General features: G+C 31.3%; 20 protein-coding genes. 9 read left to right on the forward strand and 11 right to left on the reverse strand.

Going from position 1 to position 25,782, the window contains the following annotated elements; translation table 11 throughout:
* Positions 1-30: 30 nt before the first annotated feature.
* Positions 31-876, reverse strand: coding sequence for a GyrI-like domain-containing protein (locus LG296_RS12955; protein ID WP_404427027.1), 846 nt, complete (start codon positions 874-876; stop codon positions 31-33).
* Positions 877-1,712: 836 nt separating this feature from the next.
* Here LG296_RS12955 and LG296_RS12960 point away from each other — a divergent pair.
* Positions 1,713-1,853, forward strand: coding sequence for a YrzI family small protein (locus tag LG296_RS12960; RefSeq protein WP_107934112.1), 141 nt, complete (start codon positions 1,713-1,715; stop codon positions 1,851-1,853).
* Between the two features lie 781 nt (positions 1,854-2,634).
* Here the strand turns inward: LG296_RS12960 and LG296_RS12965 are convergent.
* Positions 2,635-2,814: a hypothetical protein gene (locus tag LG296_RS12965; protein ID WP_404427028.1), complete on the reverse strand. Its 180-nt coding sequence runs from the start codon at positions 2,812-2,814 to the stop codon at positions 2,635-2,637.
* 294 nt (positions 2,815-3,108) lie between these two features.
* Between LG296_RS12965 and LG296_RS12970 the strand changes: the two genes are divergently transcribed.
* From LG296_RS12970 to LG296_RS12985, 4 genes are all read left to right on the forward strand, one after another.
* Positions 3,109-3,846 carry a sulfite exporter TauE/SafE family protein gene (locus LG296_RS12970; RefSeq protein WP_404427029.1) on the forward strand — a complete coding sequence of 246 codons (738 nt, stop codon included), beginning with the start codon at positions 3,109-3,111 and terminating at the stop codon, positions 3,844-3,846.
* A 458-nt stretch (positions 3,847-4,304) separates the two neighbouring features.
* Positions 4,305-4,793, forward strand: a complete 489-nt coding sequence (locus LG296_RS12975; RefSeq protein ID WP_107934116.1) for a pyridoxamine 5'-phosphate oxidase family protein — start codon at positions 4,305-4,307, stop codon at positions 4,791-4,793.
* Positions 4,794-5,096: 303 nt separating this feature from the next.
* Entirely contained in the window at positions 5,097-5,495 is a 399-nt protein-coding gene (locus tag LG296_RS12980; RefSeq protein ID WP_404427030.1) for a cobalamin biosynthesis protein CobN, read from the forward strand.
* Positions 5,496-5,679: 184 nt separating this feature from the next.
* The gene (locus LG296_RS12985; RefSeq protein ID WP_404427031.1) at positions 5,680-6,072 is read left to right on the forward strand and encodes a hypothetical protein; all 393 of its coding nucleotides are present in this window, start codon (positions 5,680-5,682) and stop codon (positions 6,070-6,072) included.
* Positions 6,073-6,156: 84 nt separating this feature from the next.
* On the opposite strand, the gene LG296_RS12990 is transcribed toward LG296_RS12985, so the two are convergent.
* Together LG296_RS12990 and LG296_RS12995 are read right to left on the reverse strand one after the other, a co-directional pair.
* Entirely contained in the window at positions 6,157-6,582 is a 426-nt protein-coding gene (locus tag LG296_RS12990) for a hypothetical protein (protein WP_404427032.1), read from the reverse strand.
* A gap of 687 nt (positions 6,583-7,269) precedes the next feature.
* A complete protein-coding gene (locus LG296_RS12995; RefSeq protein ID WP_404427033.1) occupies positions 7,270-9,129 on the reverse strand; it encodes an AIPR family protein in 1,860 nt (619 codons plus the stop codon).
* A 420-nt stretch (positions 9,130-9,549) separates the two neighbouring features.
* Here LG296_RS12995 and LG296_RS13000 point away from each other — a divergent pair, with 420 nt between their 5' ends.
* Complete coding sequence (locus LG296_RS13000; RefSeq protein WP_404427034.1) at positions 9,550-10,536, forward strand: restriction endonuclease; 987 nt, start codon at positions 9,550-9,552, stop codon at positions 10,534-10,536.
* A gap of 172 nt (positions 10,537-10,708) precedes the next feature.
* Positions 10,709-12,409, forward strand: a complete 1,701-nt coding sequence (locus tag LG296_RS13005) for a DUF262 domain-containing protein (RefSeq protein ID WP_404427035.1) — start codon at positions 10,709-10,711, stop codon at positions 12,407-12,409.
* Positions 12,410-12,624: 215 nt separating this feature from the next.
* Here LG296_RS13005 and LG296_RS13010 read toward each other — a convergent pair whose 3' ends face one another.
* Together LG296_RS13010 and LG296_RS13015 are read right to left on the reverse strand one after the other, a co-directional pair.
* Positions 12,625-14,778, reverse strand: a complete 2,154-nt coding sequence (locus LG296_RS13010) for an ATP-dependent helicase (protein WP_404427036.1) — start codon at positions 14,776-14,778, stop codon at positions 12,625-12,627.
* 261 nt (positions 14,779-15,039) lie between these two features.
* Positions 15,040-15,402: a hypothetical protein gene (locus LG296_RS13015; RefSeq protein WP_404427037.1), complete on the reverse strand. Its 363-nt coding sequence runs from the start codon at positions 15,400-15,402 to the stop codon at positions 15,040-15,042.
* Positions 15,403-15,703: 301 nt separating this feature from the next.
* Here LG296_RS13015 and LG296_RS13020 point away from each other — a divergent pair, with 301 nt between their 5' ends.
* Positions 15,704-16,336, forward strand: a complete 633-nt coding sequence (locus tag LG296_RS13020) for a recombinase family protein (protein ID WP_404427038.1) — start codon at positions 15,704-15,706, stop codon at positions 16,334-16,336.
* Positions 16,337-16,640: 304 nt separating this feature from the next.
* Here the strand turns inward: LG296_RS13020 and LG296_RS13025 are convergent, their stop codons facing one another.
* A complete protein-coding gene (locus LG296_RS13025) occupies positions 16,641-16,949 on the reverse strand; it encodes a hypothetical protein (RefSeq protein WP_404427039.1) in 309 nt (102 codons plus the stop codon).
* Positions 16,950-16,973: 24 nt separating this feature from the next.
* Here LG296_RS13025 and LG296_RS13030 point away from each other — a divergent pair.
* Positions 16,974-18,097, forward strand: a protein-coding gene (locus tag LG296_RS13030) for an IS3 family transposase (RefSeq protein ID WP_404426987.1) whose coding sequence is annotated in 2 segments (ribosomal slippage) — positions 16,974-17,220 and positions 17,220-18,097 — 1,125 coding nt in all. Because the reading frame shifts where the segments join, the coding sequence is not laid out codon by codon here.
* Here LG296_RS13030 and ltrA read toward each other — a convergent pair.
* The 4 genes from ltrA to LG296_RS13050 all read right to left on the reverse strand — a co-directional run bounded on the left by ltrA (position 18,058) and on the right by LG296_RS13050 (position 25,677).
* Positions 18,058-19,149 (reverse strand): group II intron reverse transcriptase/maturase, encoded by a 1,092-nt coding sequence (gene ltrA / locus LG296_RS13035; protein WP_404427040.1) that lies wholly within the window; start codon positions 19,147-19,149, stop codon positions 18,058-18,060. The genes LG296_RS13030 and ltrA overlap by 40 nt on opposite strands.
* Before the next feature lie 657 nt (positions 19,150-19,806).
* Positions 19,807-20,241, reverse strand: coding sequence for a hypothetical protein (locus tag LG296_RS13040; RefSeq protein ID WP_404427041.1), 435 nt, complete (start codon positions 20,239-20,241; stop codon positions 19,807-19,809).
* Between the two features lie 881 nt (positions 20,242-21,122).
* Positions 21,123-22,481 (reverse strand): IS1182 family transposase, encoded by a 1,359-nt coding sequence (locus LG296_RS13045; RefSeq protein WP_251397857.1) that lies wholly within the window; start codon positions 22,479-22,481, stop codon positions 21,123-21,125.
* A gap of 181 nt (positions 22,482-22,662) precedes the next feature.
* On the reverse strand, positions 22,663-25,677 hold the full coding sequence (locus LG296_RS13050; RefSeq protein ID WP_404427042.1) for a hypothetical protein: 3,015 nt from the start codon (positions 25,675-25,677) through the stop codon (positions 22,663-22,665).
* Positions 25,678-25,782 lie beyond the last annotated feature (105 nt).

Here is a 25,782-nt window from a genome sequence, read left to right on the forward strand (position 1 = left end):
TACATAAACAAAGACTGTCCATATTCTTTTTTATTTCTTTTTAATCGGTATCCATATCTCACTATAATAATCCTCTGAAGAAGGGTCAGCATCACTAATGTATACCTCCATTTCTGGTCCACCAGCATGCTCATATCCAGTTGCTGGAAACCATTCAGAGAAGATCCTCTCCCATATCCTTGGCATTGCGTCGGGCATTGCTCCGTAGACCGGAAAAACTGCCCAGGTTGCAGAAGGAATCTGTCTTTCTTCCCAGTCAAATGGGATTTGTTCAATATTCTTTTCTGCACCAATTAAGTAGGTTAGATTTTCTTGTTGTTTGTCAAAATCCGTGCAAATTCCGATTAATCCAAGGGAGCCACAGTTTCTAGCAAGCTCTCCTGTGAATCCACTCTGGTTTGATTCTTCCCAGAAAGCAGCTATCTTTCGGTTGTTCTCCCCGCCTATTGTTGTTGTACGAATACTTTTCCCTACAACAGTAAATCCGTCTTTTTCCACGATCTTGTAATCCATTTCCACATCACCCTTTAACTGAATTTGAAAAGAGAGTTTTGGATAAGCCTTCAAGGATTGACTATTTTTCTTTGCTTCTGATGGACTGATGCCATGAATTTTCCGAAAAGCTTTTGTAAAAGATTCTGGACTTTCATATCCATACTTCATTGCAACGTCAATTACTTTAGACCTGGAATTCACCAGTTCCTGCGCGGCTAATGTAATACGGCGATTTCGGATATATTCACTCACGGTATATCCAGTTAGCATATTGAACATCCGTTGGAAGTGAAATTTAGACATGTAGGCGATTGCAGCAATATCTTCAATAAAAAGATCATTGTCTAAATTCCGTTCTATATACTCGATGCTATTTAGCATTCTTTGAAGAGCTTCCAGGTGAAACTCCCTCCTTTCAATAATCAGTCTATCAACAACGGTTTTGTCATTCCTGTTAATCCGTGCTCTATTAAAACAGGGTCATACTGCATTTCAAATATTATAGTCCCTTTAAATTCACAATTTTCATTTATTTTAACATAAATACCCTTTTATTTTGCTAAAACTTAATTAACATTCTCCCCCTATCCATGGTGAAAGACCCTCTCCTTATTCAAGGAAAGCGCAAGATTGTTGAATATTAAGATAGTGATCATTCCTATACTTTTAAAGCTAAACCCCTATTATTTCAAGATTGATTTTTTATTATATCATCGTAATAATCACTTGGATTTAAGATGTTATTATTAATAAAAGCCTTTCCACAATGATTGTACATATCTAAAATAATTATGGTTCTTTGCTTTAAGTCTTCTCAATCTTATATTTGCTACAACGAAAAATCAGATAACCAACAAGGTAAAGCAGCAAAGAGTATTTCTACTCGTTAGCATAATTAGGTAAAGTTTGTAAAAAATGTTTACAAACAACTTATAGATAGATATACTTACAAAGTAAACAAAAAAAATTCTTAAGGAGGTCGAATGAAATGATGGTAATCGTTAAATTGATGTCACTGGTAGTTACAACTTCAGCAAAAAAGAATATCACACATTCGACCAGTTCGGAATGGATCGCTTAAGTTTTTTTTGTAATTAAGTATACCCATACCGCAGGGAGAAGTGTGCCCCTGCGGTATTTTTGTGCCTTTTTTACCGTAGGGGAGTCTCTCTACGGTTTTTTTCATTTTTTAGGGTAATTTAAGGAGGTGATAATAAATGACATTAAACATTTTTTCTCTTACGATAACTGTTACAAAACGTGTAATCTCTCATGAGAAAGCACTTCATAATGAAAATGTGAAAAAAATCTTTGAAGAGAACCGAAGAAAAGCAGAAAATTATTTTCGTCAATATTAATTTTGTTTTAATTAAATAATATGAAAGGTGGGAATTGAAATGATTTTTATGAACAAAAGACGTCATGCAGTTTTATGGCTGGAGAAAGACTCAACCTAGCTCATAGAATGAAGCATGAAGTAAGATAAAGTAACAATATCGCTATCTAAATTTAAAATCTCAGTAAAGCTAACCCGTTCTAACCTAGGACGGGTTGCTTTTAGGAGGTATCTTGCATTTTTAAGCGATATTATAACTTACAACTTGATGTAGTTGTGGAAAATGCGGAATTACATTGTTAGGGAATTTCTAATCCTAAAAAGCTACTTTGATATTGAAATTAAACTTGGCAATTTTTAATTGCTTAATTTAATTACTCCGTTAATCTGCCCCGTTAGCACAATAAGTTCAATAAAAAAGGCATTAATCCTTCTCGGATCAATACCTACTCTTAATTTTGCTAATGAATAAGTAACTCTTATTCAACAATAGCTCCCGATTGTGGAATAACGATTAGCTTCTATTAGCTAGTTTGTATTCTATATATCATAATTTCTATTTTTTCACTTAGTTAAATGAGGTTAACTCTCGTGAAACAGATTTTAAAAACTCTTTCTCAAACTTATATTATTGCTCCATTAATCGGTCCTTTTCATAAATAACGACGTATTTCTCATTAAAGAAAAGCGCCCGAGTGTGGATGATTGTTCTTCAATTTAGGTGTGTAATTGAAGTATGAACGATAAAAAAGCCAGTTTTAAAGCATAACAGCATTTCTTGGACTATTGTGTTACCTAATCTTTTATTTGGTTGCCCTTCTTTTATGCACAATACCATTTATTAATAATATAATAATTAATATTATAGACATATTAAATGCCGTTTTGGAAATTTCCGCTTTTACTAAAATGGCCGTAAAGTTATTTAATAAGATAACAGCACAGATAATAAACGATAGATTAGCAATAGATTTATTGTTCATATGTCCACACGCTCCATAACTTTGATATGGATTATTATACCATTACGAAGATGATGGTAATTATAATTGATAAGACTTTCCCCAAAAAGGCGTTTAGTAACATCCTTAAAAGATTGTTATTCAACAAAACATATCGAAAATTATGTTACATATCATTTACTTACATTAATTCAAATTCTTCTACCTCAACGTTCCATTCATCGAATTTTTAAAATTGTTTCTTTTAGAGTTCAGACCAAAGATTGTACGTGGTAAACTGAATCTATGGTGTAATTTTGAAAGTAGGTTTGTTCAATGGAATTTGTCATCTTTTTTCTGATTGGAATTATAGGTAATGTAGTCGGTACATTGGTCGGAGGAGGGGGACTGATTAGCTTACCCACTATGTTACTTATGGGGTTACCCGTGCATTCAGCAATCGGTGCAAACAAGGTTTCCAATACCGTCAGTTCACTCTCAAGCTTTCTTGTCATCTTAAAGAGAAAAGAAGTTTCCACGAAAGAAGCATTATTAGTCCTAATGTTTTGTCTTGGAGGAGGTATTTTAGGTGGACTCATTGCTTCATTTTTAAGCGGAAGTACCCTAACGATTATTGCAATCATTTTATTAAGCTTTGCATTTGTAACTTCCTTCATGAATACAGGTAATTTTGATGGAACTGAACAGTTTCATGCAAATAAAAAATCAGGAACTGCACTGATTGGTATAGGAATGTATGACGGAATGTTTGGGCCAGGAAGCAGTACACTTGCGATGTATTTATATGCAAGCCAAAAAATTGCCTATATCCGAGCAGTTGGCTTAGCAAGAGTTGGCGTTTTTGCAAGTTGCTTTGGTTCTGCCATCACTTACATATCAACGGGGAAAATTTTCTGGCCACTTACCATAGCATTAATGCTTGGATCCATTATTGGTGCACAGTTCGGTGTAAGATTAGCTCGTAAATTAAAAACGGAACATGTAAAACTACTACTTAGATTAGTAACAGTTATTTTAATCCTACAAATGATTGTAGATTACTTTAATTTTTAAAGGTATCTTATTTGAAGATACTAATTAAACTACAATTCTAACCAGCGTCCATCACACTTTTGAATCGGCGCCTCCTCCTTGATTTAAGGATAATATTTATCGAGGTTCTAATAAAAAAAAATTAGAATTCTATTCAACTTGTTCTTCAACTATCCTGCCCCGTTAGTTTAATTATATTGCTTCACAAACTCTTTAACATTAATTATTGAATATTTATATTATAGGGTTAATTCACAATCTGGAACGATTGCTAAAAAATACACTCTTCTTCAAAAATTAACCCTTCAATTGATTAACCGCTGATTATTTTAGCACTATTAAGAAGAATAAATCTAATTAGATGCCAAATACATTGCGGTGATTTGGTTTCATTTTGTTAGATTTGGTTTTGTAATACTCTATCGCTGATTAAAAATTGTTATGGAGGGTAATATGTAATAATAAAAGAGGTGATAGTAATGTCTAACATGATAAAACAAGAAGAAATTGAAACATTAAGAGAGTTAATAAAAGATATCGACATGGCTATGTTGACTACAGCTACCGAAGAAGGTCTTGTTTCACGCCCCATGAAAACGCAAGAAGTAGAGTTTGATGGTGACTTATGGTTTTTCACTAAAAAAGATACAAATAAATATGATGAAATATTACAAAATCAAGATGTTAATGTAGCATATGTTGGTAAATCCTATGTTTCCGTGCGTGGAAGAGCAGAAATCATTGAAGATTTAGACAAGAAAAAGGAATTGTGGAGTAAAGTATATGAGAAAATTATGCAAACTTCTTATGATGATCCTAACCTTATCCTGATAAAGGTGAAAGCTGAAGCAGCCGAATATTGGGAAAGCGGAAATCTCATAAAGAAGATTGTCTTTTATTATAAACGCATGACGGGGCAAAGCTCTCAAACGACAGACATTAATGAAACGCTTGAATTAGATAATTAACTACAAAAATGGATTGTCCGGTAATAGGACAATCCATTTTTCCATGTTGAGGTAGCTCGAAAATAGTTAAAAAACAATCTAACGGACCAATACAAAGAAATCCTATAAAGGAAGGCTTATTTGCCATACCCTTTTTAATATATCATGTAGGTTTTATATTTTTTATTGAAAAAATCATGACAACTATTAGCTGTTTCTGTTGAATAGTTAAAATGCAATTAAAGCGGTATTTGGCGTATTTATGAAACTCTCATGATTCCAAAACGTATGTATAGTAACTATTAATCAGACGGAGTGATAAAGATGTTAATAGCTTTTTATAGTACACTCATTATCTTCTTCATCTTATTTATTTTCACAATTGGTTATTTCCTCCACCTCATAAAACAAAAAAGGGCAACTGGCGGCAATGTCCTAGCTTTAACCTCTCTGTTACTCTTATCCGGTATTATTTCAGGCATATATGGATTCGACTTTTATAAATTGCAAACTGGTGAAGTACAAATAGCACAGGGCGAATGCTTTATTGGGTTTAATGATAACGGCAAAAGTATTGCAAAAACTACAGTTGAAATAGATGAAACAATTTATCAAATAAAGGGCGATACATTCAAGCGTTTACCAGATGGAACTTATCATTGTAAAATTCACTATTTACCAGTTACTAAAAGTATTGAATCTTTAGAAATCGAAAATAAATAATAGAATTAGCAGGGATTTAACTGACTACTATTTATTCAAATATAGTGTGATGCTTTAGCTTAAAATTTTAATGAATTTTGAGATTGATAATCAAAATAACTGACTTTTTAAAGAAAAGCGCCCGATTGCTGAATAACACATATTAAACCTCATAAAGTAAATACTACCTATTGAGGTGGAAAAAATGTTATTAAAAATATTTCTCGCTTTAAATATCTTAACTGTATTGCAAGTACACGATACTACATACCAATCGCCCAGACCTGAGATTAAAAGTATTAATTCAAACTACACTAAAGACGGTATTTGGATATCAATACCAAAGGGGACGAAAAAAATAACATTTCATGTTGAAGCCGAAAATACAGAAACCGTACTATTTTGGTTAATTCCGACCGGGACTCAAACAGGGGTAGAAAGAAAACTCATTGGATATGACATTCAAAAAAATCAAACTGATCATAACTTCTATTTAACTTGGAATATTGATAAGTCATCACTACACGACCATTTATATATTCAGGCGATAGGTGAAGAACAAGTTACAAATGAAATAATCAATTTATCAATGGAATAAAAGAATGGACTTGTTCAATTAAATGGCCATAAAACGGAAAAAAGCGATCCTCTTATTGAGGAATCGCGCCCGATTATGGAATAACTATTTTCTTATTATCAATAGTGTTTTCTCATAGATTTCTATGTCATTGATGTCCGTATTATCGAGAATAAAGGTCTGGTCTAATTTTTCATTTCTATTTTCACCTTCCTCGCCAGACCAACAAATGTATAATTCACAATAATCCCCTTCTTTAAGATAAGGTTTTAAAAGCTCGCAAAGTCTTAAGAAAATTTCCTGCGACCTTAAATTTCTTATTGAATACTCCCTTTTATAGTCTTGATTAAACCAGATCCCGGAACCATCATTCTCAAAAACCTCATATACATATTTAGTTGAAAAATGCTTTTTTACATTCTCTATATCTTCTTCATCAGGGAAGTCCTGAGTAATCAAGACTTTATCATCACTATCAATTTCACTTACGGGTAACTTAAAATTACATCCAAGATAACTGAGTTTCGTCATTTTAATAAAGATCCTTTATTTATTTTAATTATAATTCTATACACGGCATTTCTTATTCAACATTCACTCATGTTCTTTAGTTATTTAAAAACTGTATCAGAACTACAATATATTCTTCAACAATCTGGTTGATTGTTGAACAAATAATTCCACTACAAAATAGTCATTAAAAAAATAATAAATAAATATAAAAACTTCACTTTCCGTCATGCTGATGCAGTAGCAAACACAAATTATTTGTACTAATTGTAGTTAATGCTAAAAGAATCATTAATTAAAATATTTTAACTTTAAAAACAATACTAAATACCGTTTTTTATAAACCATTCTTGTGTGAAAAATGTGTATAAACTTTTCTTTTTCTATCCTTTTCTAACGTATTCTCAGAAAAAGAAAAAGCGCCACAAATCCTTTATACGAAAGGATTTAAAGCGCTTTTCTATAGGTTCTCATTCTATCGGAGCCTTGATACGTCCCAGGAGGGATTCGAACCCCCGACCGTACGCTTAGAAGGCGTATGCTCTATCCGGCTGAAAACGTTGATATATAAAGCTTTGTGAACTCTATTATTGAAGAAGGGTGACGTTCAAATTACGAACTTAGACCTTATCTTATCTACAGATAAATTATAACATAGATAATCCACTCTTAATATATGGCTAAAAGTAATTTTACTAGACTTAGAAGTTATTTACCTTTTTTTCTTATTACTCTTATCATTCGATTATCTAGTTCAGCTTTTCTTAATGCAGCTCCAACAACTTCTTTCTTCATACCCGCAAAGCTCTGGACTAATTTTTTTAGCTCCTCCAGTGCATTATTAAAATGTAGATTAAATTTTTCATCATCGTTAAGAGTTTCTTGAATTAATGGAAATTTGTTTACAATACCTTTTTCAGTATAATCTTTTCCTAATAGTGAGGTTAAAAATAAACATCCCAGATGAAGCTTTCCATTGCTCATTAGAGCTTTTTTATATGGATCATTTTCTTTTTTATTTCTTTGAATAACGCGTATGGTTCTTTCCACTTTCATATTAACTAGAACAGGAACAAGATATAGTATGTAATTAACTTGCTTAACATCATTACTAGGAAAAACACTATCATAGTTACTAATAAACATTTGCTTTGGATTAGTTCGAGATTGTGAAGGTTTAATTTGAATCATTGAAAGGTATAACTGTGATAATTTTTTTATATCAACAATCTCCTTTGGAGAAATACCTCTGTTCCTATAATAGTTTACTCTTCTTTCATAATAAATATTAAAGTCTTTAAAGTAGTGTTCTATGTTTTTATGAATATCCTCATTGGCTTTAAGACTAAAGGCTTGAATAGAGGTTTGAGAGTTTGTGGTCTCTGTTATTCTGTAAATCAACTCTTCACTTTGGGTTTCAATGATTTTTACTAAAACAGAAGCATTTTCATTTAATCCTTTGAATTTTATAGAATCTAGTTCACTTTGTTCTTGTTTAGACAAGGTTTCTTTCTGTGTTAAGTATTCATATCTTTCATAATTGTATAAAGCTAAATAAAGTGTATTGGATGTTTGACAACCATTTACAATTTGCAAACCATGTAGTCTATACTTATTATTTGGTAAATCCTCCACATCTTTACAGGTAATAGTTAAACCATTATTAAAACTCCAGAAAAATCTTCCTTCTTCTTCACTTGCACTTGTTTCAAGTATTTTTTCGTTATTACTATTTTTTTTATAGTAATCTCTTATATTTGCCTCGAATAATGATGCTCCCCATTTCTTTACTAGCTTCGCTATTTCCAAAGCATTAACAATAGCGATATAACCGTTTACTTGTTCATCTTTTTCATTTTTTTCAGTTATGTACTTAAAAGATTTTTCATAGCCAATTATATCTTTAATATCTTCTTGATTTCTTTCGAAATCTATTAGTTCTTGAGCACCTAAGATTTCTATTTCTACATTATTATATCCGTTATAATTTAAAGTTGACTTAATGCTCCCTATATGTTCAGAAGTTACAGGATTATTTATTACATTGCTCTTCATACCTGAAAAACAAATATAAAGTTTAATTGTTATTTGACTTGTGTAAAACCTTTCATAAATCTCATCTCTTAGTTCAAATAAATTTATTAACCTGTTATAAAAATATGAATTTTGATCTTCAGAAATAAAATTATTGATAAAACCTTTTTCCACTCCATCCTTCAGTTTTAACAAAGTACTGACATCTATCCCTGTACCTTTTTTAAATTGAAAAATGTGGAAAACAAATTTAGCATCTTTATTATAATCTTCCAAACTTTCTGGTGCCTCTATAAAATCATTATCACCAGTAACGTAAATAGCATCAATTCCATAATCATTTATCTCATTTCTATAGCTACTATCAACTATTCCTTCTTCTATTGAATCATAATCTTTATTCTTAAAAACATTTTCTAAGCAATATTGCATAAAACCAATACCCTCTTGAATATTTTTTGGTCTGTCATCATACTCAGAAATTTTGGCTACCTTTTTTTCAACTCTCTTATCAATCATCGTCAAAACACTCATAATTTCCCTCCATCTTGCCATAAACAAAAAATAGTTATTATTTACGGAAAATATTTCCTATAATTCATTATAATATATATTCAAATTAAGTTAAAATTTATTTATTCTAACTAACTTATCATATAAGAGAAAGATGTACCTTTATAAAATGTATGACAATTAATCCAAATGGCTGGTAATCATAAATTTAGAGATAAAAAGATACTTAATTTCTTTCGGTGGCTATATTCTTAAAATATATTTAGCTATGTTGATTTATGGTAAAATATCACTAGTTAACAAGTACCTTTAATATCTATTTTTTACTAAGGATAAGGATATGTTAGAAAAATTAAATTACTTAAAGAATTATGACAAAGGTATAGATTCGATTAGTTTCAGATTTAATTAATTTTACCGTCTATGTATAGGGCTTTCGAATTGTCAATAAAAGGGGTTATAGAATTGGCGCGATATTATGGCAAACACCGTAAAAAGAGAAAAACATATACTCCAATTAATCGCAAGTTGACATTATATTGTTTTTTTCACGGTGAACTTGTAGATTATACTGAATTCAATCAAGATCTAATATATGAAGCGTTTAACAAAGAAAAAAACAAAGTGGAATTGAAATGTTATCAATGTTTAGAAGCGAAAATTAAAATTGAGCAAGAAAAAAACCAAAAGGAATATTCCATATTTGAAAAGAAAGCCAAAGAATTATACGGAAAAGAAGCTAAAGTATTCCAATACATAGGTTCTACTGCTTTATATTTAGCATTCTTTGGTTATTTCCTTTTCGTCTATTTCTTGGGTTGGTTAGTAGCTTTCATGCCGAGTGGCTTTTTGCTTTTTTTAGGGATCCTAAGTCACATAAAAAGTGGGAATTTACAAAAAGATTACGACACCTACTTTTCGAAATATACAAGTCATCTACAACCTATTTCTGATGTTAGTACAATAATATCAAATGAAGCTACAGTTGTTTTAAATTGGAGAAATAAACAATCTAAAATAAAACAGGAACAAGCTCGAATAAAAAAAGAAAAAATTAATTACTCAATGTTAGAAATAGATAAAATGTTAGGAATAGAATTTGAGCATTTTGTCAAAAATTTACTGCAAAAGAATGGTTATGAAAACTCGCGAATTACAAAGGCTTCTGGTGATGAAGGTGTAGATATAATTACATATAAAAACGGAAAGAAAATAGCTGTTCAATGTAAAAGATACAGTAGCAAAATTACCAATAGTGCTATACAGGAAGTTTTTTCTGGAATGCATTATTACAATTGCCATGAGGCATATGTAATTACAAATTCATACTTTACTGTAAATGCTATATCTCTAGCAAATAAACATAAAGTAAAATTGATTAATCGAGATGGATTATTTGATATGATTGAAAATAGTAATATTCAATGATATCGTCGCTTGTTATCGACTCTCGATTTTAGTTTAAAGGATATATTACAACGCGAAAACTTAGTTGCTAAAGAAAACAATTCGGAACTTCTTGCATAATTTTAGAAAACTAAAATAAATAATATATAATAAAATTGTATATTTTAATCTTAAACATAAAGGAGTTTATATTATGAAGTTACTAGAGGCTGATACAAAAACATTAGAGTACCTATTAAATTTGTCATATGGCACTTTACATATTCCATATAGTCAACGTCCATACGAATGGAAAGAGGAACAAGTACTTAGACTTTTTAATGATTATTATTCGATTTATACAAACACTGATACAACTAGTACACATATTCTAAATTTCATAACTATTCGGGTTGATGAAGATGATGAGAAGAAAAAATATATCTACGACGGTCAACAACGAACTATTACTTCTCTACTTATATTGTCTGCCTTAATAAACGAACTTAAGACTATTGATTACAGTGCAGCAAATTCCGCAAATCAACTTACAAGTTTGTATTTATTTACATCACATTGGAAGGATGCTTCTGAAACTAATTTGAAAGTAATTTTTGACAATTCAAATGCTAACTTTATGCTTCATGAACATATCTTCAAAGGTCAAAGTCTACCACAAGAATATGTTTTCAGTGATTATGATAAAGCACTTTTTCATAATTATTATTATATAAAAGATCTAATCCATGAAAGATTTGGCTCAAACCCAACTAGAGAAAATTTAATCGGATTTATAGATGCAATATTAGAACGAATTTTAGTAATAATAATTGAAACTTCATATGAAAATATAGCAGAAGAAATGTTTGAAACCTTAAATAGTACCGGGTTGCAAATTGAAGATTTCTACGTCTTAAAAAATGCACTTATTCGAACATTGGATGAAGAAACAGTAAAGCCAATCTGGTCAACCATAGAAATAAATACTGATCGAATAAATAAAAGTAAATTTTTACATGCATATGTAAATGCTATTAATGGTAAAACACCTTCAAACGATTTGTATAACAGGATTTCTTCATTAAGAAATTTAGATAATCCTGATATAGCTACCGATTTCCTAGAAGAACTAAAACAAACAGCAGAAATATACATGAAAATTGACAATCCTTCTCAAAGAATTGATGGGTCACAAGAACAAAATAATAAATATCTACAATGTATTAACAATTTAGCATTATTAAGTGCAAATCAGTATAAACCAGTAATCCTAGCTATGGGTTTAAAAAATTATAATATCACTGAAATTAATCTTGTTTTAGAAAAAATTATCGCACTTCAACTCAGAAACATCTTTATTGCAGACTTGAAGGCTAATACTTTAGAACAGTTTTATCCCTCATTAGCAAAAAGAATTTACAATAGGGAGATTACTACAACAACCGAAATTCTTTCTAATATTTCTGATGAAATGATAAGTGATAGTCAACTATACGAAAATTTTAATAATAAAGTAATTGAAACACGTAAAGATGAGGCTATAATTCGCTTTATTTTAAAAGAGACATATAATTATGAAAATAGGGAGATAATAATAAACGCTAATTCAAGGGATGTTAACTTAGAACATATTCTTCCTATTTCTCCAGCTGAAAATAGCCAATGGTTAACAGATTTTCCTAATCAAGAAGAACGTTTTACTTTAACTCGCAAAATTGGTAATATGACAGTATTATTAAATCGGTTAAATTCGAGAATAAAAAATGGGGATTTTACAGTTAAAAAAACTTCATATTTGCAAAGTGAAATTCCTGAAAATCAAGCATTAGGAAATAAAACTGAATGGAAAAAGTCCAATATTGATCAAAGAACTATAGATTTATATAATGTTTTTAAACAAGTTTGGTCTAAATAATATTAATAAGTTAAAATGTGATTTTATAGTGGTAGGTAATCCTAATACTTTAAATTGTAAATATACTTGTATATATAAAATTCTAATTCCATTAAAAAAAGGCAATCCCATGTGATAATTATGGGAATTTGCCTTTTTAAATATTATGAGAAACTCTTCTCTTAAATAAATATGCAATTAACACATCTAAGAAAAACCAGCAAACCTTCTTATAGTTAATAAATAACTTTTTTCAAACCTTTAAATGAGATGTTTATCGGTTTATTTGCTTTTAATTTTTCAAAGTAAATTATATATTTTTGAGCTTTGTTATCCACTTTTTGAATCACACCTTCACCAAATACTAAATGTTCTACTTTATCTTGTTCTCTTAGTACAGAATCGATTATTTCAAGTGTTTGATTATTGTTTTCAAATAATTCTTTTGCAAACTTCATCAATTCTTCATCTAGCTTCCCTTTTTGTTCAACCAGCTCAAGGGGAATATCAAACAAGAAACGTGATGGAATTTTTCTATCTCCACGAAAAGCCCACCCCTCTGATTCCGTTATATATAATTCTTTCATCGCTCTTGTTGTACCAACATAAATTAAACGTCTTTCTTCTTCTAACTTTGATTTATTTCCTTCTTGCAATGACCACTTTGATGGCAATATCCCATCATTTACAGATACTAAAAAGACATATGGAAATTCTAATCCTTTCGCTGTATGAATCGTCATGAGTTTAACTGTTTCACGATTATCCTCTCTATCATTATCCGTATATAGGCTAATTTGTTGTAAATAGCTATCTAAATATAGCTGTTCCCCATATTCTCTTTCCATCGAGACAATCGAATTTAATAATTCACTAATATTGTCAATACGGTCTTGGTCACCTTCTAACCGTAATGCTGAATCATACCCAGATTCATCTAAAACTAATCTTACTAAATCCGAAACTAAATAATCTTGATAATTATCTCGATATTTTTCTATAACATTAATATATTGACGTATATTAGTTTTTAACATTTCAGGATGATCTTGATATTTCAATAATGCTTCATAATAAGATAAGTTCTCTTGATTAGCTTTGGATTTAATAAAATTCAATTTAACTTTTCCGAAACTTCGTTTTGGATTATTGATTGTGCGAAGAAAGGAAATATCATCAGCATATATAATCATCCGTAAATAAGCCAATGTATCTTTGATTTCTGCACGCTCAAAAAATTTAAATCCACTCCATAATGTGTATGGAATGTTGTTTTTCATAAATCCTTGTTCTATAAATCTAGAATTAAAATTGGAACGATAAATAATGGCAAAATCACTGTAATTTGCTTTACTTTGATTGACATAAGACTTGATTTTATCGACGATATAGTCCACTTCTTCGAATTCATTCTTTCCATGATAATATATTGCTTTTGGTCCACTGGAATTATTTGTAAACAAATCTTTATCAATACGCATAATATTTTTCTTAATTAAGATATTGCCCACATCTAAAATTTCTGGCGTAGAGCGATAATTCTCTGTTAAAAGTATTGTATGGCAAGGTTTATGTGTTTTATCAAAATCAACTAAAAACTCTGGATTTGCACCTCTCCATGTGTAAATTGCTTGGTCAGGGTCACCAACTACAAATAGATTTCGATTTTTTCCACTTAAAATATTGATTAATTCTAATTGACTACCGTTACTATCTTGAAATTCGTCTACTTGTATATAATGCATTCTATCTTGCCATTTTTCTTTTACAGTTGAATGGTTCCAATATAAATACAATGTAAAATAAATTAAATCTTGAAAATCTAAAGCAAAATATTTTCGTTGTTTTTTCAAGTAATGGAAAAGCACTTGTTTTACATTATCCATTTCATCGTCAATCACAATTTCTTTTGTAGGTTCTGTTAAATATTCTACATATTCTTTTATGTTTTTCGCCTTATAATCAATGATTACTTTTAACACTTCTTCAAATTTCAAAAATTTTATTGTTAAATTTAATTCTTCATAAATTTCTTTTAAGATTTCTTTTTGATCTTCTACATCCAATACCATAAAATTCTTTGGATAATGTAAATGATGAATATCTTCTCGTAAAACACGTACACAGAAACTGTGATATGTACAAATATACCCATCATTCGTAGTAGAAGATATTAATTGTTTAACACGCTTTCTCATTTCATTCGCAGCCTTATTCGTAAACGTCACACATAAAATATTATTTTGTGATATTCCTAATGCATCGATTAAATAAGCATACCGATTGACTAATGTTTTGGTTTTTCCAGAACCTGCACCTGCAATTACACGTACATATCCTTCAGTTGTAATCACTGCTTCTTGCTGTTGAGGATTTAAACCTTCTATCAATTGAGAACACACGTAAATCACCCTTTTCCATTTTGATTTTTAATTTCATAATAAAAATCAGTTTCCACTCACGATTAAATATAACAATATTTCCCTTTTATAGATAGGATATAAAAGGGTTGGATATTAGTTATTTCAAATTAGCGCATTCCTTTACGTGAAACGACTTGAAAAAAGAGTAAACAAGAGTAGCGAACAACTACTCTTGATTATATGTCAAATAGAATGAAGAGTTGTTATTTATTCAAAAAAATCAACTACCTAACCTAATTTTCTTAACCGTTCCACATAAGGTGATAAACTTAAATTACTAAATACACTAAATTCCGGTGTACGTAACGATTCACCTATTTCTTTATTTTCATGCCAGACCCCTTCTGCAAACAGTTCATATAGTTCAAGAATACTATCAAAAACCATATTCATGTTAAAGTGATTGATAACATCATGAACTATTTCTCGTTTTGTTTCTTCATGAAGAGCTTCATGAATGAAGGAAACACCAATTTCTTTAAGTCTTTCATCATATTTTGTGTCTTTCAAAATTTCATTGATCCATTCTGATAATGATTCTAAAACATCAACAAAATATTCTTCATAAATTTCATGTTTATTCTTACTCATATTTATTACCTCCAGTGGATTAACTGTATTACATTAATATTATGTTTCACTTTTTGGAAATAATTTGTTGTAATAATTTCCACTTAATATGTAAACAATATTTAGTTATTTGATTTTTTATTAGAGATATATAAAATTTTTGCGTGTATAAAGGTATACCATTATAAACAACTTTTCCGAGCGCGGAAAGGTTGTTTTTTACGTTTATAAACCTCGAATTATATTTTATAAACATTTTTAATTATTTAACCACCTTTACAAACAGTTGTGTTATAATATAAATAGAAAAGAGGGCAACATCATGATAGAAACAGCAAAACTATTTGGATATATACGTGTATCAAGTAAAGACCAAAATATTGATAGACAACTTGTTGAAATGAAGGAATTAGGAATTGAAGATAGAAATATCTTTATTGATAAACAAAGTGGTAAAGACTTTAACAGACCCGAATACCAATTATTAAAACGGATACTGCGTGAAGGTGACATACTACATATCCATTCAATAGATAGATTTGGTCGGAATAGTAAAGAGATAAAAAAAGAATGGCAAGAACTTACACAAGAAATGAAAGTTGATATTAAAGTATTGGACATGCCTTTATTAGACACAACACAATATAAAGATCAGTTAGGAACATTTGTAAGTGATTTAGTGTTACAAGTATTATCATTCGTGGCTGAACGTGAAAGAGATAATATTAAAATCCGACAAGCAGAAGGTATTGCAGTAGCAAAAGAACAAGGGAAACATTTAGGTAGACCAAAATTTAATTTAAAATCATTAAGCAAAGATCAGTTACAACTACTTGATGATAATTATGAGAAATGGAAAGCTAAAGAGATAACAGCGACATCACTAATGAACATGATGGAATTAAAACGAAATACATTTTATAAGATTGTAAAAGAATATGAGGAAACATTTTAAGCATTTGGAAACAGGTGCTTTTTTTCACGTTTGAAAACATAGAGTGGCTCGTAATGATCGAGTGAGGATCGAGTGAGGGTCGAGTGATAGGTTTATACAGATTTATTTTAATGCTTCATGATACTTATCAAGGAAGGTTTGGGGGGTATTTAACAGAAACCTATTAGTAATTTTCTTTTATAACAATTACAATACATATGTATATATAAGCAACTTAATAAATAGCGAAATCGAGTAGAGGGAGAATAAGTTCTCGCCCCTCTCACAACACCGTACGTACGGATCTCGTATACGGCGTTTCAATTTATATTACAGTGTGTACTTTTAAGTAATGTTCAAGAGCAGAGGGTATTCCCCTCTGTTCTAGTCTTTTATTAGAGATAGCTCTATGAACAACTTTCGATAATCCGATAAATCGATAACCTTTCCTACAGTATGTTAAGCCTTTGGCTTCTTCTTCGGGTATCCCTAATTGGATTAGAGACCTAATCTGCTTTCTCGGTAACTTCCATTGCTTCCAAATAATTACCCTTATTCTTGAGCGTAGTTTCATATCAATTGAATCGGCTACACTAAGTTGGACAGATACTATAAGGGCTAGTAGACTTAACATACTAACCTAAGGGAGCGTGCTACTATGTCACGTCAACGTCGAACTTTTACACCAGAATTTAAACTTCAATTAGTCAAGCTTTATGAAAATGGAAAGTCTCGTGCAGATATCTGTAGAGAATATGAAATCACGCCATCTGCATTAGATCGCTGGATTAAAAACCATCAAGAAACTGGGGCCTTCACTGCGAAAGAGAACCGTACTGATGAAGAAAATGAGTTAATAAAATTACGTAAAGAAAATCAACGTTTAATGATGGAGAATGACATTTTAAAGCAAGCAGCGCTGATCATGGGACGAAAATAGATGTGATTCGAAATAACGCTCACAAATATTCAATATCAGCAATGTGTAACGTCCTCAACATCGCCAAAAGCACATACTATTATCATGCCAATTTGAGTGAAAAAGAAGCACATAACACAGAGGAAGTAGAACTTTCCAACGAGATTGAACGACTCTTTAAAGAAAGCCGTAGTAACTATGGTACTCGTAAACTAAAAGTAGAATTAAAGAAGCAGAAGATGGTAGTTTCTAGACGTCGAATCGGTCGAATCATGAAACAATTAGGACTGGTATCAAAGTATACCGTGGCACAATACAAGCCGTATAAACAAACCTGTAATGAAGCACCCATCAAAAATGAGTTACATCGTCAGTTTAAACAAGAAGAGCAATTAGCTGTAGTTGTAAGTGATTTAACATACGTCCGTGTTGAGAAAAAATGGCACTATGTATGCTTATTTGTCGACCTTTTCAACCGTGAAATTATTGGTCACAGTGCCGGTCCTAATAAGACAGCAGCCCTTGTGTATCAAGCATTAGCCAGCATTAAAGGGAATTTACATAACATCAAGATGTTCCATACAGACCGTGGAAAAGAGTTTGATAACAAACTAATTTCAGAGGCACTAGAAACATTTGGGATTCAAAGATCATTAAGTATGAAGGGTTGTCCCTATGATAACGCCGTGGCCGAAGCGATGTTCAAAGTATTTAAAACCGAATTCGCAAACGGAGCACACTTCGCTTCTCTTGAACAGCTCGCTCTTGAACTTAATGATTATGTTCATTGGTTCAATAACATTCGAATTCACGGAACACTAGGTTATTTATCGCCAGTGGAATTCAAGAACAGGTCCTTATAAAGATTGTCCAGTTTAGTGTTGACATTCCAAATTTCTCGCATAGCCGTTTTCATTTTTGCAGTTCTAAAGTAATTTACCCAACCGAATATTACTTGTTTTAGTTTCATTATTCTGTAGTCTAACGGTATGCTCCAGTTTCGCTTTGTTAATTGCCGAAGTTTCCTTTTAAATTTCTGTACTGACATTGGATGTGGTCGAACTTGATACTTCTTGTCTTTTGAATCGTAGTAATAACCAAACCCCAAGAATTTCAAATCTTTTGGACGAGCGATTTTACTCTTTTCTGCATTGACTATCAATCCTAATTTCTTTTCTATAAACTTCACGACTGATTCCATAACTCTATTTGCAGATTTCTCGCTCTTCACGAAGATAAGAGCGTCATCCGCATATCTTACGAATTGAAGACCTCTACTTTCTAGTTCCTTATCCAGTTCATTCAACATTATGTTACTTAACAGTGGGCTGAGGTTTCCTCCTTGCGGAGTTCCAACCGGTGTTTCTTCATATTTACCCTTTACCATAACCCCACTGACCAAGTATTTTCTTATTAAAGAAATGACATCTCCATCATCGATTGTATTGGATATAATTCGCATTAGTTTATCATGGTTGACTGTGTCGAAAAATCTTTCAAGGTCAATGTCCACTATCCAATTGTATCCATCATTCAGAAATTCGAGGCTTTTTATAATTGCCATCTCACAACTTCTATTTGGTCTGAAACCGTAACTGAATTCACTAAACTCTTTTTCGAATATCGGACTGAGTACTTGATGAATTGCCTGTTGAACGACCCTATCCACTACTGTTGGTATTCCCAGTTTGCGCATCTTACCATTTTCTTTTGGAATCTCCACTCTTAAGGCAGCTTGTGGTTGGTATTTTCTAGTTCTGATGCGCTGACATAGCTCATCCTTGTTCTCTTTCAGATATTGTTTAAGTTCATCGACCGTTATTCCATCGACACCACTTGCACCTTTATTTCTAAAGACACGTAGATAGGCTTCATTCATATTTCGATTGCTTAGAATCTTTTCTAATAGTTGCACACTCGTTTCTCCTTTCCTCTCACGTAGTAAGTAATATCTCCATTTTGGTTATCATTTGAGATACGCTCATACTTTCACCATTAACACATTCGGAGTCCGTCACTTACGCATTTGTGGTGTTGAAACACTATAAATTGTTCTGCCCTTCATGACCAAAGGTCATTACTATGGCATCTGCTGACTTCTTGCGACTAACCTTTTTCGACTGTACTTTTGGTACATCCGCAAGACCTCCCAGGGTAAGACAACTATCTTTCCTCTTTTACTCGCCTGATTTACCCTACAAAGCTACGCACATCTTTTGGACTTTGACTTGTCGTGGAGCCTTATCCCTTTATAGAGCCTTAGTATCAGATTTCTGTTCGTCGAGCCAAGATTTTATTCCACGCTTCCTCCAGCCCTTACCTCACGATAAGTACCTTGCGCTTCCTTAGTGGTTGGTCGATGTGTACCCCCACAGTGGACTTTCACCACCTAGATAGTTGCCATGCCTGGCACACACGAAAAAAGAACCATCAAACGATGGTTCAAACCTTCAACTAAAGTCTCCATTTGTTTAAGTATTAGGTTTCACATCTTCACATCAGTACTATTTTTAAGGATTTTGCTTTTTGATTTCTATTCCACTTTTTCCATTATCTTACTCATTTTTTTCTTTTATTTAAGCTTAGAATTAATAAATTTCAAAATAGGAGACACCGTTCCTTTTAAAAAACCTTCACTTTTTTCACCCATAATATCTTGTTTTCTCATTATTTCTTCAAGTTCTTCACGCCATCCATTAATTCTCTCTTTATTATAATCAGGTTTTTCTTCCTCTTTTTCTATTCTTTTTATTAACAATTCAGCTCTATCATTCAAAATTTTTCTTTTATCATCTCTTATTAGTCTTTGGGTTTCTTGGTCTAGTTCTATTTTTTTCTTAAATCCCTCTGTTACAATTGGTGTAAAAGCTTTAACACCTTCGACAACCATGTTAACTGCACTTTCTTGCCCTACTGAATTTGAACTGCCCTTAGTTCCTAATACCTTAATGTCTTTTGAGTCTACTTTTACTACATCTACTTTAGAAGGTGTGGATTTACCATTCATATTGTTTCTCCCCCAAATAAAATACTCTCTTAGCAAAGTTGTATATTAAATATGTATTTTTAATTTTCTTAGGGAAATTGTAACAGTATTGCAAAACTATTACAATTTAGAAAATATCTTTGTTTCTATACGTCTAAATATTTTTGATTTTATTAATAAATAATCACACTCTCCATTTGTTACTTTAAATATGTTAGTATATCCATTATTTTTATAATTTCTTGATCAATATTACTATTAGTAAAGCCTAACAAAACCTTTAACTAATAATCATCAAATCTTAATATGTATCGACTACCATTTTTCATTATTGCGTACAAAGTATATTGTTCAAGCAATTGAAACCCTCCTTTGAAAATTAAATTAACATATTTTAATGATAAATACTGTTAATAATATGATAAACGACCAAATTTAATATTTCGTCATTATTTAATTATCAAGAATACGTTTCCAGTAGTGGTAACAATTAAATAACTGAATAACCCTTACTAGTAAAACTATGGTAATTATTACAATGTAAGTATTACGTACCATTTGATTATTATTTTATTATTGTCAAAATCCCAAAAACTTACAAAAGCCTGAACTTTCTTTTGAACTCCAATCAAAATCTTCGGAAGAACTTGTTGTAAGGTTATTTGACTTTTATTTTCAATTTCAATACTTTTACTATCTTTTTAGAACACTATTTATTTTATCTTAAATAAAAACAGTACATAGTTTCTTATAAAATTATTAATAAGATACTATGTACTGATCAGATTGTCGACAAAAGGCCTTCAGAATGGTCACATTCTGAAGGCCTTTTGTCTTTTTGTGATTCTTTCGGGTATTTTATAGTCTGATTTTAGTCAAAAGTACTCTTCGAGTATTATAATTTAGACCATTTCTGGAGCTTGCCATGTCCAATTGGCAAGCTTCTTTAGGTTCATGGCAGCAAAAGTAAGCATCGCCTGCATGGACAATTTTTTAATCCCTCGTAGGGTTGTCCAGCGCATACCATGCTTTTCTTTCGCATCCGCAAAGACACGTTCAATCGTCTCTTTACGTCTCGAATATATTTGTTTGATCTCGTTATGATGACGAAGATGATCCGCTTCCTCTACATGTTCTGCCCAAATATGACGCTCGATGATTTTTCGGTGATCTTTACTATTCGTACATTGAGTAAGCAAAGGACAGGTTGCACATTGAGAAGGGTTCGATTTGTATTGGCGTTTACCTTCTTTAGTGGTAGTCGAATATTTAAGAACTTGCCCTTCCGGACAAAGGTAGCAATCATAGTACTCGTCATATACATAATCGTGTTTCCGTAAAAATCCATCCTTCGTTTTCGGACGTGTATAAGGGAGTGCAGGTTGAATCTCTTGGTCAAATAAGAATTTAGTTATCGCAGGAGTTTTATAAGCAGCATCGGCAGCAACAGCAAGTGGCTTCTTCACTTTTTCCATAATCTTTTCAACAAGCGGCTGAAGCATATGACTATCATGAACATTCCCAGGTGTCACAATCGATCCAAGTATAAATCCATACCGATCAGCTGCAGCATGAAATGAATAAGCAAACTGTTTCGTTCTTTCATCTTTTACATAGTATCCACTTTCAGGATCTGTCGTACTTTGCTTAATTTTCTTCACTTCTTCTTTTTCAAATTTATCAGGTGGAAATGGCTTCTTCCCGTGATCGATACGATCTTGATTCAATTCTTCTTGAAGTTTAGCTTCATATGCACGAGTCTCTTTACGGACAATCTTCTTTTCGAATTTACGTTTATTTGCACTCGCTTTAACATGAGTTGAATCGATGAAAACATGATCAGCACTAAGTAATCCCTTATCTGCGATTTCTTTAAGAATACGATAGAAAATCTGTTCAAAGATATCGGTATCTTTGAAACGACGTTCATAGTTTTTACCGAAGGTAGAAAAGTGAGGTACTTCAGAATGAAAACCAAACCCTAAAAACCATCGATATGCCATATTCGTTTCAATTTCTTTTATTGTTTGACGCATTGAACGAATCCCAAATACATATTGCACAAATGTCATTTTAATTAATACTACTGGGTCAACACTAGGACGACCTAGTGTTGAATAAAGTGGTTCTACTAGTGGATAGATGAAAGAAAAATCAATGGCTGATTCAAGCTTTCTGACAAGATGATCCCGTGGTACAAGTTGTTCAATTGTAATCATCTCAATTTGATCACGTTCATTTATTTGATTTTTCGACATCATATCCATTCACCTCAACCTATATTTCAAAAGCTTTTAATACTATTTTAAAAGAAAAAAGACTGTAGGCAAACTCGAAATTTCGAGTTTGTCTACAGTCTGAACAGTACATAGTTTCTTATAAAATTATTAATAAGATACTATGTACTGATATATTCTATTTTTACCCATGCCTTAAAAAATGTTAAGAGCCAGCAGATCTTACTATCTTCTTCTTTCTTCCTTCTCTTCTTATTTCGTAGTTGTTAGCTTTTAAAAATGCTTTTACATTTTTATTTTTCAATGTGTTTGAAAATTGCTGTTTTGTCATTCTCGTTGCTTTTAAAATTTCTTCAAAATATATTTCATCCTTATTACTATTTTCAATATATTTGCAAATAGCTTTAACATTTTTATTATTGCCCTTACCAAAAACCGAATTATTAATAAGATTTGCTGGAAGCCACTCAACAACTTTACTACTCGGAAATTTTCTCTTTAACAATTCCATTAATATTTTATCCCTATGGAAAATATATATTTTCCCTTCAACATTTTTCGTATTATCACGTTGACTGCTACGTTTGATTTCTTGTGAATAGTCAACCAGCATATCCATTAGTTTAATTATTTCTAATCTAGTGTCATTAAACCTTCTTACATTTTCAAAATTAGAGCATGTTGTTTCAGCTAATGAATCTCCCTTTAATTCCATTAACACTTGTGCTTTTCCAATATAATAGGTTTCTCCTTTATGAAGAATACCGCCCAAAATTACGATACTGCAATTCTTATAACTATTGCTTCCCTTTGTTGAGCCATAATGAGCTATCATAATTTTTCCGCTATAAATATATTTTTCGAGATAATCTTCAACGAACGGTTTATTCTCCTTAAATACAGGTAAATAAATTTTGTCCGATGGGTTTTCATCAGCAATTTTAATTACCTCTTCACAAAATGCCTCTAGTTTACTTTCACTTTTCATGCTTGTTTTTGAACTGCTTACAAGATTACATTGATAAAATGTAAGATTCTCATATGTTCTCAATGATTCAAACGACAAAAAATGAAAATTCTCATGTTGGTATTCTAGGTCAACATCAGCAGTACCATCAAATATTATTGTTTTATAGTTATTAAAACAGGAGTAAAGGTTATAATTACTTGTAGTAATTGTAACTTTGCCATTGTTAAGTTCTTCCCTATTACCTCCATTTCTCATTAGACTTTCAATAAATTTAGGGAATTCAAATGCTTTTTGTTTATAATCATAAGTTCTAAAGAATTTATTCCAAAACTCTTTCGAAAAACCAAAATCATTTTGAATTGGCTTTATTATTTTTCTCCCTATGCTACTGACATTAAATAATGGTGCAATTTGCTTCACAACTTTTCTAAATTCATTAATTGGAGCCATGCTACCATCAGAAGCAGCTTTCCAATAGAGCGCATTCAATATTGCATTCTTCTGTCTTTTGAAAGTATTAAATTCTACTTCTTTTACATATACCAGCTTCGGCTTCTCATCTATTATCAATAGTTCTCTACTTCTTTTCTCCCCTTGTTCACTGAAAAAATTATACTCATCAAATTTAGGTGCTTCCTGCAATAATCTTTGAGAAGTAATAACAAGAACAGGATATTCAATTTGCTTTTCTGATTGTATCCAATACCTACAATTACTTAAATACGGGCATTTGAATGTTTTACGAGCAGGGCATGTTTCATGTTTTGTTCCATCTAATACATTTTGTAAGCACTCCTTTTCATGAAATCCATACATCGGATATGCTACTTGTCTACATACACCTTCATTTATTTCTTCAACCAATTGTTTTACGTCCTTGCTTCTTTCCAAAGTAACTACTGCACCATATGGCTTAATTTTCAACATTTCAATTAGGAAAACTTTGATAATAAGTGATTTTCCACCGCCCATATCCAAAGGAATCAAATATGGCTTTTCGTTGTTAGCTTTATACATTAATTGAACAATATCATAGACATACTGTTTATGTTTCTCATTTATCTGTTGATCAAAAGAGTGAAATTTTTCAATAATGATTTTTACAATATTATTCATCATTATTTTTTCATCTGTATTTAATGTAAGATGTTCAATGTCTTTTACATTAACACAATGATCCTTGATACTATTTATTTCTGATTCAATATCTATATCATATTTATCTAGAGATTCCACAACATCTTTCCAACCTAATTCAAGAGCAAGGTTACGAACTGGTAAGTGATTCCCACAACCGGAACAATGAAACCACATGTATTCAGTATCAATCCAAGCACTAGGATTCTTATCGAGATGGTCTGGTAAACAACAATGCAAAGTTACCTTCTCATCGTATACCTTTACATAATCAACCTTATCTAATATCAATTGCAAAACAGAATTTAATCTTTCTGGAGATATTGATTCGGTTGCTAGTTTTTCTGTTTTTTGCAAAACCCTTTTAACTACTTTTTCCTCAAGCTTCGGTAATACATTCATCAATTCTTCTTGAGAATATTTGTATTGTGGCTGGAAAATCTTTGTTGTTACTGGATAAGGTTTTTTAGGATTTTTCATATGCATAAAAAATGGCATTCTCATTACTCGTGATTCATTTATGCAATTTTCATCACCATTGAAATATTGAATTAGTTGCAATTGAATCTGTCTAAACAAAGAATGTTTTCCTTCATTTAAAAGCCAATACACATGGTATCCATTTTTCGTATCAACTACAATTGATGGTCTATGTGCAAAATTTAATATTTTTTCTTTCACACCTTTTTTCCATCTTTTTAATTCAAGCTCATTTTTTCTCACTTCTTTAGGTGCGTCTATATCAATAAACTGCGCATTTATATTACCCCCGTCTATTACATTCTTATCACTGCTAGAACAATTAAGCATTTCATCAAAATTAGGTGAATTCACAGTAAATGCAACAGTACCACCATTTGCCCAACAGAAGCCAAAATTTAGTTCTTCATTTAAGTTTTCGGGTGTCAATTTAGCTTTGAATGACTTTTTGCCATTAATTCTAGAGTCAAAATATATGTTTTCTCCACTTAAAATAATGCTGTATGAACCATTACCATACAAATCAATAAACCTAATTTCACAGGTTTTATCATCATGAATGCTTCTAATAAATTTGATTATATTGTTTATCCATGTTGAATTGTTTTCATATTGCTTTATCGATTTAACCATGTTTTGACCTCCACGCTATGATAAAAAGTACATGGTTTACTATAAAAACTTAATTGACACCTATGTACTTTTTTTCAAAAATTATGTTTCTTACTTACTACTCAG

It is taken from the genome of Ureibacillus chungkukjangi (assembly GCF_044795995.1).
Taxonomy (GTDB): domain Bacteria; phylum Bacillota; class Bacilli; order Bacillales_A; family Planococcaceae; genus Ureibacillus; species Ureibacillus chungkukjangi.

Coding starts and splice junctions, on each gene's coding strand:
- LG296_RS12955 (WP_404427027.1), bottom strand. CDS start 876: ATGCTAAATAGCATCGAGTATATAGAACGGAATTTAGACAATGATCTT.
- LG296_RS12960 (WP_107934112.1), top strand. CDS start 1,713: ATGACATTAAACATTTTTTCTCTTACGATAACTGTTACAAAACGTGTA.
- LG296_RS12965 (WP_404427028.1), bottom strand. CDS start 2,814: ATGAACAATAAATCTATTGCTAATCTATCGTTTATTATCTGTGCTGTT.
- LG296_RS12970 (WP_404427029.1), top strand. CDS start 3,109: ATGGAATTTGTCATCTTTTTTCTGATTGGAATTATAGGTAATGTAGTC.
- LG296_RS12975 (WP_107934116.1), top strand. CDS start 4,305: ATGTCTAACATGATAAAACAAGAAGAAATTGAAACATTAAGAGAGTTA.
- LG296_RS12980 (WP_404427030.1), top strand. CDS start 5,097: ATGTTAATAGCTTTTTATAGTACACTCATTATCTTCTTCATCTTATTT.
- LG296_RS12985 (WP_404427031.1), top strand. CDS start 5,680: ATGTTATTAAAAATATTTCTCGCTTTAAATATCTTAACTGTATTGCAA.
- LG296_RS12990 (WP_404427032.1), bottom strand. CDS start 6,582: ATGACGAAACTCAGTTATCTTGGATGTAATTTTAAGTTACCCGTAAGT.
- LG296_RS12995 (WP_404427033.1), bottom strand. CDS start 9,129: ATGAGTGTTTTGACGATGATTGATAAGAGAGTTGAAAAAAAGGTAGCC.
- LG296_RS13005 (WP_404427035.1), top strand. CDS start 10,709: ATGAAGTTACTAGAGGCTGATACAAAAACATTAGAGTACCTATTAAAT.
- LG296_RS13015 (WP_404427037.1), bottom strand. CDS start 15,402: ATGAGTAAGAATAAACATGAAATTTATGAAGAATATTTTGTTGATGTT.
- LG296_RS13020 (WP_404427038.1), top strand. CDS start 15,704: ATGATAGAAACAGCAAAACTATTTGGATATATACGTGTATCAAGTAAA.
- LG296_RS13025 (WP_404427039.1), bottom strand. CDS start 16,949: ATGTTAAGTCTACTAGCCCTTATAGTATCTGTCCAACTTAGTGTAGCC.
- LG296_RS13040 (WP_404427041.1), bottom strand. CDS start 20,241: ATGAATGGTAAATCCACACCTTCTAAAGTAGATGTAGTAAAAGTAGAC.
- LG296_RS13045 (WP_251397857.1), bottom strand. CDS start 22,481: ATGATGTCGAAAAATCAAATAAATGAACGTGATCAAATTGAGATGATT.
- LG296_RS13050 (WP_404427042.1), bottom strand. CDS start 25,677: ATGGTTAAATCGATAAAGCAATATGAAAACAATTCAACATGGATAAAC.